This window comes from Sphingomonas sp. Ag1 (genome assembly GCF_000980895.1).
GTDB lineage: Bacteria > Pseudomonadota > Alphaproteobacteria > Sphingomonadales > Sphingomonadaceae > Sphingomonas > Sphingomonas panaciterrae.
Map to the genome: position 1 here is coordinate 640,274 of NZ_LAZX01000094.1, position 14,431 is coordinate 654,704.

Here is a 14,431-nt window from a genome sequence, read left to right on the forward strand (position 1 = left end):
TGCACCGGCGCGTGCAGCGACGAAAGCAGGAATTACCGCACCTGCCGTCCCGCCGCGAGCGCACGTTCGCGCGCTTCGCGATGCCCGATGATCTTGCGCGGATAGTTCGCCGGCAAGCAGCCGCTCTCCTCCGGATCGTGGATCGCGGCATCGGGCACATCGCGCAACTCGGGCACCCATTCGCGGATATAGTCGGCTGCGTCGAACTTGGCCGATTGCGACAGCGGCGCCATGATCCGGCCGAACATATTGGCATCGATCCCGGTGCCAGCGACCCATTGCCAGTTCACGCTGTTGTTGCCGTAATCCGCATCGACCAGCGTGTCCCAGAACCACCGCTCCCCCTCGCGCCAGTCGATCAGCAGATGCTTCACCAGGAAGCTCGCCGTGATCATCCGCACACGATTGTGCATCCACCCCGTGGCCCACAATTGCCGCATCCCGGCATCGACGATCGGATATCCGGTGCGCCCCTCCTGCCACGCCTTGAGCTCGCTGGGCGCATGCCGCCATTTCAAACGGTCGAAACGCGATCGCCCGTTCTTCTCTGCATAATCCGGCAGCGCGAGGATCAGCCCCGCGGTGAAATCACGCCACGCCAGCTCACGCCGGAAGGATTCAACCCCCTTCCCCCGTCCCTTCAGGGCCTGCCAGACCTGCCGCGGCGAGATCTCGCCATGATGAAGATGCGGCGACAGTCGCGACGTTCCTTCAACGGACGGCAGGTTACGGGCGTCGTCATAAACCGCCGCCGCGTCAGCGAAGTCGTCGAGCGCCGCGGCGGCCCCCGCCTCGCCCGGGGTCCAATCCTCGAACCCGGTCGCCCAATTGGGCTTGATGGGCAGCAGGTTCCAATCATCTAGGGTATCGCTTTTCGGCCAACGGCCCGGCGCGCTCATGTGCTTCGGCGCGGCAGTTGGCGCTTCCGGCGGCAACATGGCCAACAGCGCCCGGTAGAAGGCCGAAAACATCCGGAACTGGCCGCCGCTGCCCGTGCGGACACTCTCCGGCGGCCGAAGATGATTCCCCTCATGAAGGCACAATCGCTCGCCCAGAGCCTCCTCGGCTTCGCGCCACCATGGCTCATAATGCCGGATGGCGTGGATCGTCTCGGCGCCGCAATCGTCCGCAATGTCCGTCAGAACCGCAGCGGCAGGTCCGCGCCGCAGGATCAACCGGCTGCCAAGATCGCGCAGCGAGCGATCCAACGCTTGCAGGCTGTGGTGCAGCCACCACCGCTGCGCGCCACCGATCCGCCAGTCGCCCGGCCCTTTGTCATCAAGGACATAGACCGGAATGACGTCCCCTTCCGCCACAGCGGCGACAAGCGCGGGTTGATCGTGAAGGCGAAGGTCCTGGCGAAACCAGACGAGGGCAGGCATCGCGCGACTACGCAGATCGGATGCCGGCGGTTCCCCCGCGCCAGCCGCGTTCAAAGGCCTGACCCAAGCGTAGGATCACATCCACATGCCGCCGCGCGATCGCCATAACGTCGTCGCCATATCCGCCCCCCACTGTGCTCGCGAGCGGCAAGCCGTGTTCCAGTGCCATTTCCGCCACCAGCATATCGCGTGCCGCCAGCCCTCCGTCCGTCAACGCGAGCCGGCCGAGCCGATCACCCGCGTAAGGATCGACACCACCTTGATAGAGGATGAGGTCAGGTTCAAACCGCGCGATCAGCGAGGGCAATGTGCTTCGGATCGCATCGAGGTACGCGTCATCGCTTGTCCCATCAGGCAGCGGGACATCCATGGTCGAGCAGGCCTTGCGCGCCGGAAAGTTCTTCTCGGCATGAACCGAGTAAGTCGCGACACCGGGAAAACCTGCCGTCAGCGCCGCCGTCCCGTCTCCCTGATGAACGTCCAGATCCACCACCAGAACCCGGCGGCCTTCCGCGGCCAGCTGCACAGCTGCGATCGCAAGGTCATTCAAGACGCAAAAGCCTGCCCCGGTCTCCGCAAGAGCATGATGACTGCCCCCCGCGGTATTGGCGGCAAAACCATGCTTCAAAGCAATCTGCGCGGCGAGGTAGGTCCCGCCCGACACAAGCTGCGAGCGGCGCGCGACATTCGCTGTCACGGGGAAGCCAATCCGCCGCTCCTTCTCGCGAGGAACCGCGGCGGCGATTACCTCAGCCACATACGCCGCGTCGTGCACCGCCTCCAGCCAGCCGCGCGGCGCCGCGTTCGGACTATGCCAGACGATCGAGTTCCCAGCCGCAAGCAGAAGATCGCGGATCGCGCCGTTCTTGCCCCACCGGTACGTACTCCTGACGGGCGCCTCGGTGACATAATCGGAGTGATGGACGACGGCGATCATCTGCGCCAAGATAGGTAGCAAAAGCGAACTTTAGGAGAGAGATCGTATGACCGACACGCTTATTCGCGCGGACGATACCGACGCTGCCGCCAATGCCGGCAAACCTTACGTGCGCCCCGACGTGCGCGGATTTCTCGATTATCTCAACAGCGTCGAAGGCCCCAAGACCCATGAGGGAACCGCAGAGGCGGCGCGCGCCATGTACCTTGGCATGAAAGATGTCGCCGATTTGCCCATCGGGGAGTTGGCCACAATCAAGGACCTGACCATCCCTGGCCCGGCGGGCGACATCCCCGCACGCCTGTTCGATGTCCGGGAGTCTCGCGAGCCGGGCCCGGTGGTAGTCTTCTTTCACGGCGGTGGCTTCGTCATCGGCAATATCGATACGCACGCCAGCTTCACCGCTGAGATGTCGCGTCAGCTGGATCTCCCGGTGGTGTCGGTCGACTATCGTCTAGCCCCCGAGCATCGCTTCCCCGCGGCACCAGCGGATTGTGAAGCTGCCGCGCGCTGGGTCGCCAGCAATCCGGCCGAACTGGGGCGGATCGCGACGAGCCTGGTCCTCTCGGGCGACAGCGCAGGGGGAACGCTGACCATCACCACCGCCATGGGTCTGCGCGACGAACCAGCACCCGTCCCTGTGATTGTCCAGGCGCCGATGTATCCGGCGGCCGACATGAACAAGGTGTACCCTTCGTTCGATGATTATGCCGAGGGCTTCTTGCTCACGCGCGATACGATGATCTGGTTCGCCGAACATTATCAGGCAGATTTCACCCATTTCCAGGGTTCGCCGATGGTGGGCAGCCTCACCGGCCTACCGCCCGCCGTCATCATCACCGCCAGCCTCGATCCGATCCGCGACCAAGGGCGCGCCTATGCCGCAGCATTGGTACTGGCCGGCGTTCCCGTCACCTTCCGAGAGGCGGTGGGCAACGTTCACGGCTTCATCACGTTACGCCAGGCGATCCCGTCCAGCAGTGGCGACGTTGCGGGCTACCTCGCCGCAGTCAAGGACGCGGTCGTAGAGGCGGAGGGCCAGCGGGTGATGGCTCAGGCAGCGGGCTGAGGCCCCCCTAGCTCCAATGTAAAAGGGGCAGGCGTTGGTCGCCTGCCCCTTTCGAGATCATTGCTGATCGGCTTGATCAGTAACGATAGTGATCCGGCTTGAACGGACCGTCGACCGACACGCCGATGTAGCTCGCCTGCTTCTCGCTCAGCTTGGACAGCTTCACGCCCAGCTTATCGAGGTGAAGCGCCGCGACCTTTTCGTCGAGGTGCTTGGGCAGGACGTACACTTCGTTCTTGTAGTTCTCGCCCTTGGTCCACAGCTCGATCTGCGCCAGTGTCTGGTTGGTGAACGACGCGCTCATCACGAACGAAGGGTGGCCGGTGGCGCAGCCCAGGTTCACGAGGCGACCCTTCGCCAGGATGATGATCTGCTTGCCATCCGGGAACTTCACCAGGTCCGTGCCCGGCTTCACTTCGGTCCACTCGTAATTGTCGAGCGCAGCGATCTGAATCTCGCTGTCGAAGTGGCCGATGTTGCACACGATCGACATCGGCTTCATCGCCTTCATGTGATCGGCAGTAATCACGTCGGCATTGCCGGTCGCGGTGACGAAGATGTCGGCGCGCTTCACCGCCTCGTCCATCGTCACGACCTCAAAGCCCTCCATCGCCGCCTGAAGCGCGCAGATCGGATCGATCTCGGTCACGAGCACACGGGCGCCGCCGTTGCGCAGCGACTGAGCCGAGCCCTTGCCGACGTCACCGAAGCCGGCGACGCAAGCGACCTTGCCGGCGAGCATCACGTCGGTGGCGCGGCGGATCGCGTCGACCAGCGATTCCTTGCAGCCATAAAGGTTGTCGAACTTCGACTTCGTGACCGAGTCGTTGACGTTGATCGCCGGGAACGGCAGCTCACCCTTCTTGGCGATCTCGTACAGGCGGTGGACGCCAGTGGTGGTCTCTTCCGAAACGCCCTTCAGGTTCTTGACGGTCTCGGTCAGGTAGCCCGGCTTCTTGGCGATGAACGCCTTCAGCGCGCGCTGGAACTCGACTTCCTCGGCATTCTCGGGCTCGCCGAAGCTTTCGCCGCGCTCGAGCTTCGCACCCCACAGCGCGAACATGGTGGCGTCGCCGCCGTCGTCGAGGATGATGTTGGCGGTCTGGCCGTTGCCGTCATCCCAGTCGAAGATCGAGCCGACATAGTCCCAGTAATCGGCCAAGCTCTCGCCCTTCACCGCGAACACCGGGATGCCGGCAGCGGCGATCGCAGCGGCGGCGTGGTCCTGGGTCGAGAAGATGTTGCACGTCGCCCAGCGCACGTCAGCGCCGAGCGCCGTCAGCGTCTCGATCAACACGGCGGTCTGGATCGTCATGTGCAGCGAACCAGTGATGCGCGCGCCCTTCAGCGGCTGCGACGCGCCATATTCCTCGCGCAGCGCCATCAGGCCGGGCATCTCGGTTTCTGCAATGTTGATCTCCGCACGTCCGAAATCAGCAAGGCTGATGTCCTTGATGACGTAATCGGTAGCGGTGGGGCGATCGAGAACGGTGGCCACTACGGGTCTCCAGAAATTGTGACGCCGGCCAAGGTACGATTCACCGGCCGGCATGTACCCGCACATAATCGTGAGCACGCAGCAATACAAATATAAAGATATCTTTATATGTGAATTGCGTTCTCGAGCGTTCTTTATGGGTGCGCATTGGGGCGGTCGCTATGCGCTTCCATGCCGTGCATCCTCAGGGCAAGAAGCATCGTTGTACGCCCACGATCCGCTGAATGAGGTTGATGATGGACAGTTTGCTCTCGCTGTTTACCGACCCTGCCGCCTGGGCAGCACTACTCGCGCTGGTGGTGATGGAGGTCGTGCTGGGCATCGACAATCTCATCTTCATCTCGATCCTTTCCAACAAGTTGCCAGAGGAACAGCGCACGCGCGCACGCCGGCTGGGCATCGGCCTCGCGCTTGCCATGCGGCTGGTCCTGCTCTCGATGATTGCATGGCTGGTGGGGCTGACGGCGGTCGTCTTCGACCTCGGCATTCGCGGGCCACTGAATGACTATGGTCAACCAAGTTTTGAAACGGCGTTCTCTTGGCGCGATATCATTCTTGTCGTTGGGGGCCTCTTCCTGATCTGGAAGGCCACCAAGGAGATCCACCACAATGTCGATCCGAGCCCCAGCGACGACCTGCTCGACAAAAAGCAGGTAGCAACGATGAATTTTGGCGCGGCAATCATTCAGATCATCCTGCTCGACATGGTCTTCTCGATCGACTCGATCCTGACGGCGGTCGGGATGACGGACAATCTTGCCGTGATGGTGATCGCGGTCTTGGTAGCGGTCGGCGCGATGGTTCTGGCGGCGGATCCGCTCGCCAATTTCATCGACCGCAATCCCACCGTTGTGATGCTGGCGCTCGGCTTTCTGCTGATGATCGGCGCCGTCCTGATAGCCGACGGCTTTGGCGTCCATGTCCCCAAGGGGTACATTTATGCCGCGATGGGCTTCTCCGTACTCGTCGAGGCGCTCAACATCCTCTCGCGCCGCGCGCAGAAGCGCAAGGCAGCGGCGGCAGGGAACGAGAGATGAACCAACGCGCCTGAGGGCCGGTCAAAAATACCTTCAGGCGTGGCCGCTTTCCGTGCCAAGCAGTCGCGGATCGATGCCGGCAGCGTTGAACCCCCGGGTCCAGCGCTGCGCGGTTTCCGTTTCGAACAGCATGCTCGCGTCATCGGAGACGTTCAGCCAGCCGTGCCGCGTCATCTCGGCATCAAGTTGACCGGCAGACCATCCGGCATAGCCCAAAGCCACGAGCCACTGCGTCGGCCCTCTCCCCTCCGCAATGGCGCGTAGCGCATCTAGCGTTCCGGACAGTGCCCATTTGCCGGCGACATCAATCGTGTCCTGCCCGCTCCAGTCGCGCGAGTGCAGCACAAAGCCGCGGCGCGTCTCGACAGGGCCGCCGAAATGGATCGGCGCATTGGGCGTATCGCCTGGCGCGATGTTCACTTGTTCCAGAACATCATGCAGCCCCAGTCCAGCAATCTGCGCACCGACGCCGATCCCGATCGCACCCTTTCCGTCGTGCGCGCACACCGCGATCACCGCTTGGTCAAAGCGCGGGTCGCCAATTCCGGGCATGGCGAGCAGGAACTGCCCAGTGAGAAAGGTCGTGGTCTCCATGGCTTACTTCTACGCCGAGCGGCGGCAACTCGTCACGCTTGAAAAGCCATTCCACCCCTGCGACGTAGTCACGCACACCTTCAGCGCTGCACGGAGCAACAGAAAATGACAATCAACGTCGGCGACAAGCTGCCCAAGACCACCCTCGTCAAGGCGACGGATGCTGGCCCTGAGGCGGTCGATTCGCAGAATTACTTTGCCGGCCGCCGCGTGGCGCTGTTTGCCGTGCCGGGTGCATTTACCCCGACCTGCTCGGCGAAGCACCTTCCGGGCTTCGTGGAGAAGGCCGAGGACCTGAAGGCCAAGGGCATTGATGAAATCGTCTGCACGTCCGTGAACGACCCGTTCGTTCTTGGCGCATGGTCGAAGTCAGCGGATGCAACCGACGTCACCATGCTGGCGGATGGCAATGGCGACTTCGCCGAAGCGCTGGGTCTCACCATGGACGGCTCGAAATTCGGTATGGGCAAGCGCAGCCAGCGTTATTCCATGATCGTGAACGATGGGGTGGTGGAGCAGCTCAACGTCGAGGCGCCCGGCGAGTTCAAGGTGAGCTCGGCGGAGCACCTGCTGGGCAACCTCTGAGATTACAATGCGTTGGTTGTGGAGTTGATGAGGAGTATCGCACCATGACCAACGCTACCCAGAACAAGGCTACGTCGGCTCACGAAGCGAGCCTGGCAGAGCGCGCGCGCCAGGCCGCGTCCGGTGCGCAAGCCAAGGTGAGCGCAGCCACGTCCGCAACCACGGGGGCCGTCAAGGATCACCCCTATGCCACGGCGGGGATCGTGGCCGGTGTCGCAGCAGCGATCGGGGGCGCAGCCTACGCTGCCAGCCGTCGCAACGCCGAGCAGGGTCACGGCAGCACGAAACACTGATGCGCAGGGTCGCTCCGGGTAAACACCCGGGGCCACCCATCGCGCTGGCAGACTACCCAGTCTTGCCAGTGTCACCATCGCGGCGTAACGATCCGCGATGACTGCTCAAGACATCGTTGCCGAACTCGATCGGCTTTATTCCCGCGCTGTCGCACGCTTGCAGGCAGCGCTGGATCTCTACCTTACCGAAGGAACACCGCCGCCGCCCGAGGCACGCCGCGACGGCTCGTTCGCTTATCCCGAGATCCGCCTCACCTTTGCCGGCGGTGGTGACCATCGGCCGGCGCCGTTGCGCTCCTTCGGTCGGCTTGTCACGCCGGGCGAGTACCGGATTTCGGTCACGAAGCCCGCGCTGTTCGCGGATTATCTCGTCGAGCAACTGACCCTGTTGATGGAAGATTATGAAGTCTCCGTCCAAGCAGTGGCGGGCGCCACGGAAATCCCGTTCCCCTATGTTCTCGACGCCGGCCACGCGCTGAGCCTGGACGAGGTTTCGGCCGCCGAACTCGCACGCCATTTCCCCGCGACTGAGCTCGCCCATATTGGCGACGAGATCGCGGACGGTCTGTGGGCCTCTATCGATGGCACCCGTCCCCTCGCGCTGTTTGACGGGCTCCGCACCGACTTCAGTCTCGCGCGGCTGCGCCACTATACCGGCACGTCGCCGGAGCATGTGCAGCGCTACGTGCTGTTCACCAACTATCACCGGTACGTCGACGAATTCGTTCGCTGGGGCGCGAGCCAGGTGACCGGCGACAGCCGCTTTACGGCACTCGCTGGTCCAGGTGGCGTCATGTTCCACCCCGGCGATGATCCGGCGGTACTCGACGACAGCGCATGGCGGCGGCTGCAGATGCCAGCCTATCATCTGATGGCGCCGGATCGATCGGGCATCACATTGGTCAACATCGGCGTTGGACCTTCCAATGCGAAGACGATCACGGATCACCTGGCCGTCACCCGTCCTGATGCCTGGATGATGATTGGCCATTGCGGCGGGCTGCGCCCATCGCAGCGGATCGGCGATTACGTGCTGGCACACGCCTACCTGCGTGACGATCACGTGTTGGATGACATGTTGCCGCCTGAAATCCCGGTACCAGCGATTGCGGAAGTTCAGCAGGCATTGGCGCGCGCGGCCGAGACCGTGTCTGGCCAGTCCGGTGAGGAACTGAAGCGGCGGCTGCGGACCGGTACGATCGTCACCACCGATGATCGCAACTGGGAGCTGCGATACAGTCGCTCTGCGCTCCGCTTTTCGCTAAGCCGCGCAGTGGGGATCGACATGGAATCCGCCACGATCGCCGCTCAGGGCTTCCGCTTCCGCGTGCCCTACGGCACGTTACTATGCGTATCCGACAAGCCGCTTCATGGCGAGTTGAAGCTGCCGGGCCAAGCCAACCGGTTCTACGAGCGCGCGATCTCCGAACATATGCGAATCGGGATCGAAACCTGCGAGGAGCTGTGGCGTGAAGGCCAGAAGCTCCACAGCCGTAAGCTGCGGGCGTTCAACGAGCCGCCGTTCCGCTGACAAACCGTGCGAGCGGTGCGGCACCAGTGCTGCACTGCTCGCAACGAAACGATTTATCTCCCCGCTGCGTTACCGGCCTGACTGCATGCGAAAAGGGGAGCAGACCATGGCCGACAACGAAGACACCCCAACACCAAGCGCACCCAAGCCGCCTGCGCGGCGCGCGCCGCGCAAGAGAACCGCAGCCAAACCGGCTGACGCAACCCCGGCGAGCAAGCCGGCAGCCAAGCCGAAGCGGAAGCCGGCGAGCTCAGCGGCTCAGGCGAGCGGATCAACCAGCTCCGTGAAGAAGCCGGCCGCACCGCCGAAGCCGCGATCATCAAAGCGCGCGACGCCGCCCCCGAAACGCCCGGCCAAGCCAAAAAGCGCGAGCGCATCGTCGACTGCCAAGACGCCGATGTGGAAAAACAAGGCAGCCATCGCCGGTGGCCTGGCCGCGGTTGGCGCCGCTGCGACGGCGGCATTGCTTTCCTTGCGCGGATCGACGCCCCGGACGGACGATGGCAACGCCGATCCGGCGTCAAGCAAGGGCAAGAAGAACAGCAAGGCTTCCGAGCAAGCCCAGAAGCCGGCCGAGCCGTCAGGTCACGCGCACATGCCTGATGGCGCCGACGCGTCGGCATCGTTCAAGGCGGGGATCGCCGACGAGAACGTCATTCCCGATTGAACTGGACGCGCGCGGGGGCCTCTTCCCCGGTACCTGAAGCTGCCGGACGGGTCAGAAACTGACCCGTCCGGCAGCGCGTTTAGCAGCGCTTACCAGCCGCTGGGCTTGCCCTTGTTCTGCTCATCGAGCCACTTCTTGAGCGGCGCAAAATAGGCCATCATCGACTTGCCCGACATTTCCCTCGTGCCGGTGAAGGCCTGAAGCGCGTCGGGCCACGGCTTCGACTGTCCCATCTTCATCATCGCGTCGAGGCGCGATCCGACTTGCTTGTCGCCGTAGAACGAGCAGCGATGCAGCGGCCCCTTCCACCCCGCCTGCTTGCAGGCCGCCTCGTAGAACTGGAACTGCAGGATACGGGCGAGGAAGTAGCGGGTGTAGGGCACGCCCGCCGCGACGTGATATTTCGCCCCGGCGTCGAATTTGCTTTCGTCGCGTGGGACTGGGGGAACAATGCCTTGATATTGTAGGCGAAGCTTGTCCCATCCTGCCTGGAGCTGCCCCGGCGCGATTTCGCCTGAGAACACCTGCCAGCGCCATTTGTCGATCAGCAGGCCGAACGGGAGAAAGGCGATCTTGTCCATCGCCTGCCGAAGCAGCAGGCCAATGTCCTTGTCCGCGGCCGGCACGCGTGCCGGATCGAGGAGGTTGATCTTTACCAGATAGTCCGGGGTGATCGACAATGCGACGAAATCACCGATCGCCTCGTGAAAACCGTCGTTCGCACCGTTCTTGTAGAGGAACGGCTGCTTGTTATACGCCCGCTGATAGTAATTGTGGCCAAGCTCATGATGGATCGTGATGAAATCATCCGAATTCACCTTGGTGCACATCTTGATACGCAGATCATCGACGTTGTCGACATCCCAGGCGCTCGCGTGACAGATCACCTCGCGGTCGAGCGGTTTGACGATCTGCGAGCGGGTCCAAAACGTTTCCGGCAATGGCGCAAAGCCGAGCGAGGAGTAAAAGCCCTCGCCCGTCCTGACCATCTTCACCGGATCATATTGCTTGGCTTTCAGCAGATCGCCGATGTCATAGCCAAGGTCGCCGGTTCCCGGAGGTGCAACGACATCATAGATATTGCCCCACTCCTGCGCCCACATATTGCCGAGAAGATCCGCGCGGATCGGCCCCGTCTTTGACTGGACCGCGTCCCCGTACTTCTCGTTCAGTTTCCACCGCACATAGGTGTGCAGCGCCTTGTACAGCGGCTCCACCTCGGCCCAGAGCTTGTCGGTCATCGCCGCAAACTGGTCCGGCGGCATATCATAGCCGGACCGCCACAATGCGCCGGCATCCTTGAAGCCAAGGCCGGTCGCGCCCTCGTTGGTCAGCTTCGTCGCGGCGAGATAATCTGCGCGCATGGGCGCGCCGACATTGTCATGCCAGCTGACCCACATCTCCTTCAGCTTGGCGGGATCGCGTTCCTCGCCCATCGTCGCTTCAATGTCCGACCCGTTGATCGGCTTTCCGTTCAGCGTGCCGCGTCCCTTGCCGTAGCTGGACCCCATGCGCGTGAAGAGCGTGGAGAGTTCCTCGGCCGCTCCCGGGCGAGTGGGCGCCGGCAGGGTGATGCCGCCGATGATGAGGTCCAGCTTGCGGCGCGTGTCGGCGGACAAGCCGGGGAGCGAGCGGTAGCGCGCGGCCTCGTTCGCCACCTGTACGGCACGCTCGGTGTAGCGGCCGCCGGCGGCCGCCGCGAGCGCATCCGTATCCTCCGTGATGTAGGTCGCATTGACCCAGGAAATGCGGGCTACATCGACGCTGAGCTTGGCAAACTCTTCCTCCACGGCCGCGACAAAGGCGTCGGCCTGCGCCACGGTAGGCGCGGCGGCTGGGGCAGAGGCGGGCGCTGCCTGCTCGGCGACGGCGGGAAGCGCGGCAAGCGCCACTGCCAGCGCCATCAGCGAAGAAAATCGACGGATCATAGATTCCTCAGATATTTAGGCTATGCGGCAACACTGAAAGCTGGCCTCCGAAGGGTCAAGGCTGGAGAAATTCGGCCATTGCCTGACCAAGCTCGGCCTTGGTGACGCAGCTCATATGATTGCCGGGGATCTCCACCAGCCGGGCGTTCGGCAACAGTGCTGCGAGCGCTGCGGCAGAGCCATTGTCGTCGTCATCCACGCCGTTGACGACCAGCGTCGGCTGAGAAAACTGCGCCACGCTTTCACGCGGAGTGGAGACGAAGGTGTCGATCACCCGAAGCAGGGCGACGGGATCGCCGCCGGTCGTTTTCAGGAACGCCTCCGCGAGCCACGCCGGGCTTCCCCGTTCGTGCTGCCCAAGGTTGGAGAGGATGTGGCGGAAATGATCGGCACGCCGTTCAGCATTGGTCAGCCCCTCCAGCCCCATGCCGGAGTAGATCACGCGACCGGGCGTGGCACCGGTCGCCAGCATCCGTGCCGTGGTGCGCGCACCCAGTGAATAGCCGCCCAGGTCATAGTGGGTGAGCCCCAGGTGAGCGATCAGCGCGTGGCCGTCGCGCGCCAGCGCATCAGGCGGATAGTTGACGGGATCGTGCGGCTTGTCGCTGTCACCGTGCGCCCGCAGGTCCGGCATGATGACCTGAAAGCCCTTCGCTGCGACCGCCTCTGCATGGCCGTAGCGGATCCAATTGGTGTTCGCATCGGAGAAATAGCCGTGGATCAGGACGATCGGACGCCCCTCCCCCATGGTGTGCCATGCCAGCCGCGTTCCGTCGAAGCTGTTGAAATACTGCGTCTCAGTCGGGAGTTTTGCCACAAGCGTCCATCCAGCGTTTGATCACGCCCTCATTCTGCTCACTGCGCATGCGTGGCAAGTCGCGCGTGTCGATCCATGCCTCGTGCATGCTTTCGACGGCATAATGGTGCACCGGGCGGAAACGCGACGGGTCGTCGAAGCTGCCAACTGTGACATCGACGTTTTCGACATCGCGCAGAAAGGCGAAGCCGAGCGGCGTGCCGCAGGCGGCGCAAAAGGGGCGACGTGCGATGGGGGAGGATTGGTACCAGTCGGGTTCGGTGAGCCATTGCAGCGATGATGCGGGGATGTTCTTGAAGGCAATCGAGACGCCGCCGGTGGCGCGCTGGCACATGCGGCAATGGCAAAGATAGGCGTCATCATCCTCGATCACAGCAACGTAGCGGACACGGCCGCATTGGCATCCGCCCTCCATCCTCGACCCCGCGCTGCCCACCGCTATGATCCCTTGCCCGTGATGCTTTCGCCTCTCCCAACGCAAGCGCGGGATTTTGGTGGCACGCCGCTTGGAATGTTGATAGCTTCCAATTCATAAGCCTGCTTATTATGTGCAGTGGTATGACCGAGACATTCGGATTCCTGTTGAGCGATACGTCCCGCCTCCTGCGAAAGCGGTTCGACGAGCGCGCGCGCCAGCACGGCGCCACCCGCGCGCAGTGGAAGGCGTTGCTCGGCATTAGCCGGCACGAGGGGATTAATCAGGGCGGGCTCGCCGAACTACTGGAGGTGGAGCCGATTACCCTCTGCCGCCTGGTGGATCGGATGGAAGAGGCCGGATTGGTCGAGCGCCGGCGGGATCCGAAGGATCGGCGCGCCTGGCGCTTGTACCTGACTCCGAGAGCGCGCCCCGTTCTCGAGGAGCTTCACGCCACCGCCGACGAGCTGATGGCGCAGGCGCTACGCGGCATATCCGGGGAGCAGACGGACATGATGATCGACCTTCTCCACCGCATTCGCGACAATCTGGACCCGGCCGACACGCAGGAGGCGAGCAATGGCTGATGCGGATCCGAGCCGCGGCCCGGCTGCGGGTGAACCGGCAGCAGATCAGATGACGATCGAGCCCACCGGGTCTGCGACATCGTCCAGTCCCCGTCATCGCGGCTGGCTGCGTCCGGTGCTGATGTTCGGCGTGCCGCTGCTGATCGCAGCCGTGGGCGCATTTTTCTATTTCACCTCCGGCCGCTATATCGCGACCGACAACGCTTATGTCCGGCAGGACATGATCTCGGTCAGCCCGGACGTGTCGGGCCGGATCGTTGCCGTCAATGTGCGCGAGAACCAACGCGTCAAGGCCGGCGACGTCCTGTTCCGTATCGATCCCGAGCCCTATCGCATTGCCTTGGCGCAGGCCGACGCCGACCTTGCCACGGCGCGGGTTTCCGTCGCGACCATGGCCACCGATACCGGGAGCGCCGCCGCCGACATCCAGAGCGCGCGCGCCGAGCTGACGCTGGCCGAGGCGACCTATCGCCGTCAGGCAGAATTGATGAAGCGCGGCTTTACCACGACGGCCAGCCTCGACGCGGCGACCCAGGCGGTCGAGGCCGCCAGGGCGAAGATTGCCACAGGAGAGGCCGCGGCCGCGCGCGCCCGCCAGCAGATCGGATCAGGAGGCGGCGCAAGTCAGCCGGCGGCGATCCAGGTGGCCCTCGCCAAGCGCGCGCAGGCTGCCATGAATCTGGAGCGTACCGTCGTCCGTGCGCGCACCGATGGCGTGGTCAGCCAGACGAACCGGCTGCAGGTGGGCAACATCACGCCGTCCGGCGTGCCGGCCTTAAGCCTGGTGGTCAGCGACCGTCCCTGGGTGGAGGCGAACTTTAAGGAAACCGACCTCAATCACATGAGGGTGGGACAGGCGGCCGAGATGGAGTTCGATGCCTATCCGGGAATGAAAGTTCACGGCCGCGTGGAATCGATCGGCGCTGGCACGGGCAGTGAATTCTCCGTTCTCCCGGCGCAGAATGCCAACGGCAATTGGGTCAAGGTGACGCAACGAGTGCCCGTGCGCATCGCCATTGATGGAACCCCGCCGCGCGCGATGATCGCCGGCCTGTCGACCGACGTCACGATCGACACCGGGGCACGCTGAC

At 63.5% G+C, this 14,431-nt stretch carries 15 protein-coding genes; 8 read left to right on the forward strand and 7 right to left on the reverse strand.

From position 1 onward, the window contains the following. Nucleotides 1-32 precede the first annotated feature (32 nt). The gene (locus XM50_RS15950) at nucleotides 33-1,382 is read right to left on the reverse strand and encodes a cryptochrome/photolyase family protein (RefSeq protein ID WP_046410854.1); all 1,350 of its coding nucleotides are present in this window, start codon (nucleotides 1,380-1,382) and stop codon (nucleotides 33-35) included. Between the two features lie 7 nt (nucleotides 1,383-1,389). After that, nucleotides 1,390-2,319 carry a histone deacetylase family protein gene (locus XM50_RS15955; protein ID WP_046411799.1) on the reverse strand — a complete coding sequence of 310 codons (930 nt, stop codon included), beginning with the start codon at nucleotides 2,317-2,319 and terminating at the stop codon, nucleotides 1,390-1,392. A gap of 46 nt (nucleotides 2,320-2,365) precedes the next feature. Here XM50_RS15955 and XM50_RS15960 point away from each other — a divergent pair, with 46 nt between their 5' ends. Beyond that, a complete protein-coding gene (locus XM50_RS15960) occupies nucleotides 2,366-3,388 on the forward strand; it encodes an alpha/beta hydrolase (RefSeq protein WP_046410855.1) in 1,023 nt (340 codons plus the stop codon). Between the two features lie 76 nt (nucleotides 3,389-3,464). Here the strand turns inward: XM50_RS15960 and ahcY are convergent, their stop codons facing one another. Then, the gene (gene ahcY, locus XM50_RS15965; RefSeq protein WP_046410857.1) at nucleotides 3,465-4,886 is read right to left on the reverse strand and encodes an adenosylhomocysteinase; all 1,422 of its coding nucleotides are present in this window, start codon (nucleotides 4,884-4,886) and stop codon (nucleotides 3,465-3,467) included. A gap of 236 nt (nucleotides 4,887-5,122) precedes the next feature. On the opposite strand from ahcY, the gene XM50_RS15970 reads away from it, so the two are divergent. Further along, on the forward strand, nucleotides 5,123-5,923 hold the full coding sequence (locus XM50_RS15970; protein WP_046411801.1) for a TerC family protein: 801 nt from the start codon (nucleotides 5,123-5,125) through the stop codon (nucleotides 5,921-5,923). A gap of 33 nt (nucleotides 5,924-5,956) precedes the next feature. Here XM50_RS15970 and XM50_RS15975 read toward each other — a convergent pair whose 3' ends face one another. Then, nucleotides 5,957-6,517, reverse strand: a complete 561-nt coding sequence (locus XM50_RS15975) for a YqgE/AlgH family protein (RefSeq protein WP_046410858.1) — start codon at nucleotides 6,515-6,517, stop codon at nucleotides 5,957-5,959. Between the two features lie 105 nt (nucleotides 6,518-6,622). Between XM50_RS15975 and XM50_RS15980 the strand changes: the two genes are divergently transcribed. The 4 genes from XM50_RS15980 (at nucleotide 6,623) to XM50_RS19775 (ending at nucleotide 9,593) form a co-directional block, all read left to right on the forward strand. Continuing rightward, nucleotides 6,623-7,102: a peroxiredoxin gene (locus XM50_RS15980; RefSeq protein ID WP_046410860.1), complete on the forward strand. Its 480-nt coding sequence runs from the start codon at nucleotides 6,623-6,625 to the stop codon at nucleotides 7,100-7,102. A 44-nt stretch (nucleotides 7,103-7,146) separates the two neighbouring features. Beyond that, the gene (locus XM50_RS15985; protein ID WP_046410861.1) at nucleotides 7,147-7,395 is read left to right on the forward strand and encodes a hypothetical protein; all 249 of its coding nucleotides are present in this window, start codon (nucleotides 7,147-7,149) and stop codon (nucleotides 7,393-7,395) included. A gap of 97 nt (nucleotides 7,396-7,492) precedes the next feature. Continuing rightward, nucleotides 7,493-8,926 (forward strand): AMP nucleosidase, encoded by a 1,434-nt coding sequence (locus tag XM50_RS15990; RefSeq protein WP_046410862.1) that lies wholly within the window; start codon nucleotides 7,493-7,495, stop codon nucleotides 8,924-8,926. A gap of 106 nt (nucleotides 8,927-9,032) precedes the next feature. Next, nucleotides 9,033-9,593 carry a hypothetical protein gene (locus XM50_RS19775; protein WP_082103254.1) on the forward strand — a complete coding sequence of 187 codons (561 nt, stop codon included), beginning with the start codon at nucleotides 9,033-9,035 and terminating at the stop codon, nucleotides 9,591-9,593. Between the two features lie 89 nt (nucleotides 9,594-9,682). On the opposite strand, the gene XM50_RS16000 is transcribed toward XM50_RS19775, so the two are convergent. Genes XM50_RS16000 through XM50_RS16010 form a run of 3 tightly spaced genes read right to left on the reverse strand, consistent with a single transcriptional unit; the run spans nucleotide 9,683 to nucleotide 12,753 of the window. Further along, nucleotides 9,683-11,521: a M2 family metallopeptidase gene (locus tag XM50_RS16000; RefSeq protein ID WP_046410865.1), complete on the reverse strand. Its 1,839-nt coding sequence runs from the start codon at nucleotides 11,519-11,521 to the stop codon at nucleotides 9,683-9,685. Nucleotides 11,522-11,576: 55 nt separating this feature from the next. Next, nucleotides 11,577-12,338, reverse strand: coding sequence for an alpha/beta fold hydrolase (locus XM50_RS16005; RefSeq protein ID WP_046410866.1), 762 nt, complete (start codon nucleotides 12,336-12,338; stop codon nucleotides 11,577-11,579). Beyond that, the gene (locus tag XM50_RS16010; protein ID WP_046410869.1) at nucleotides 12,319-12,753 is read right to left on the reverse strand and encodes a GFA family protein; all 435 of its coding nucleotides are present in this window, start codon (nucleotides 12,751-12,753) and stop codon (nucleotides 12,319-12,321) included. Before XM50_RS16010 ends, XM50_RS16005 begins: the two co-directional genes overlap by 20 nt. A gap of 143 nt (nucleotides 12,754-12,896) precedes the next feature. Here XM50_RS16010 and XM50_RS16015 point away from each other — a divergent pair, with 143 nt between their 5' ends. Both XM50_RS16015 and XM50_RS16020 read left to right on the forward strand, forming a co-directional pair. Beyond that, nucleotides 12,897-13,340 carry a MarR family winged helix-turn-helix transcriptional regulator gene (locus XM50_RS16015; RefSeq protein WP_046410870.1) on the forward strand — a complete coding sequence of 148 codons (444 nt, stop codon included), beginning with the start codon at nucleotides 12,897-12,899 and terminating at the stop codon, nucleotides 13,338-13,340. Further along, nucleotides 13,333-14,430, forward strand: coding sequence for an HlyD family secretion protein (locus tag XM50_RS16020; protein ID WP_046410871.1), 1,098 nt, complete (start codon nucleotides 13,333-13,335; stop codon nucleotides 14,428-14,430). The genes XM50_RS16015 and XM50_RS16020 overlap by 8 nt, the downstream gene beginning before the upstream one ends. The last annotated feature ends 1 nt before the right edge of the window (nucleotide 14,431 follow it).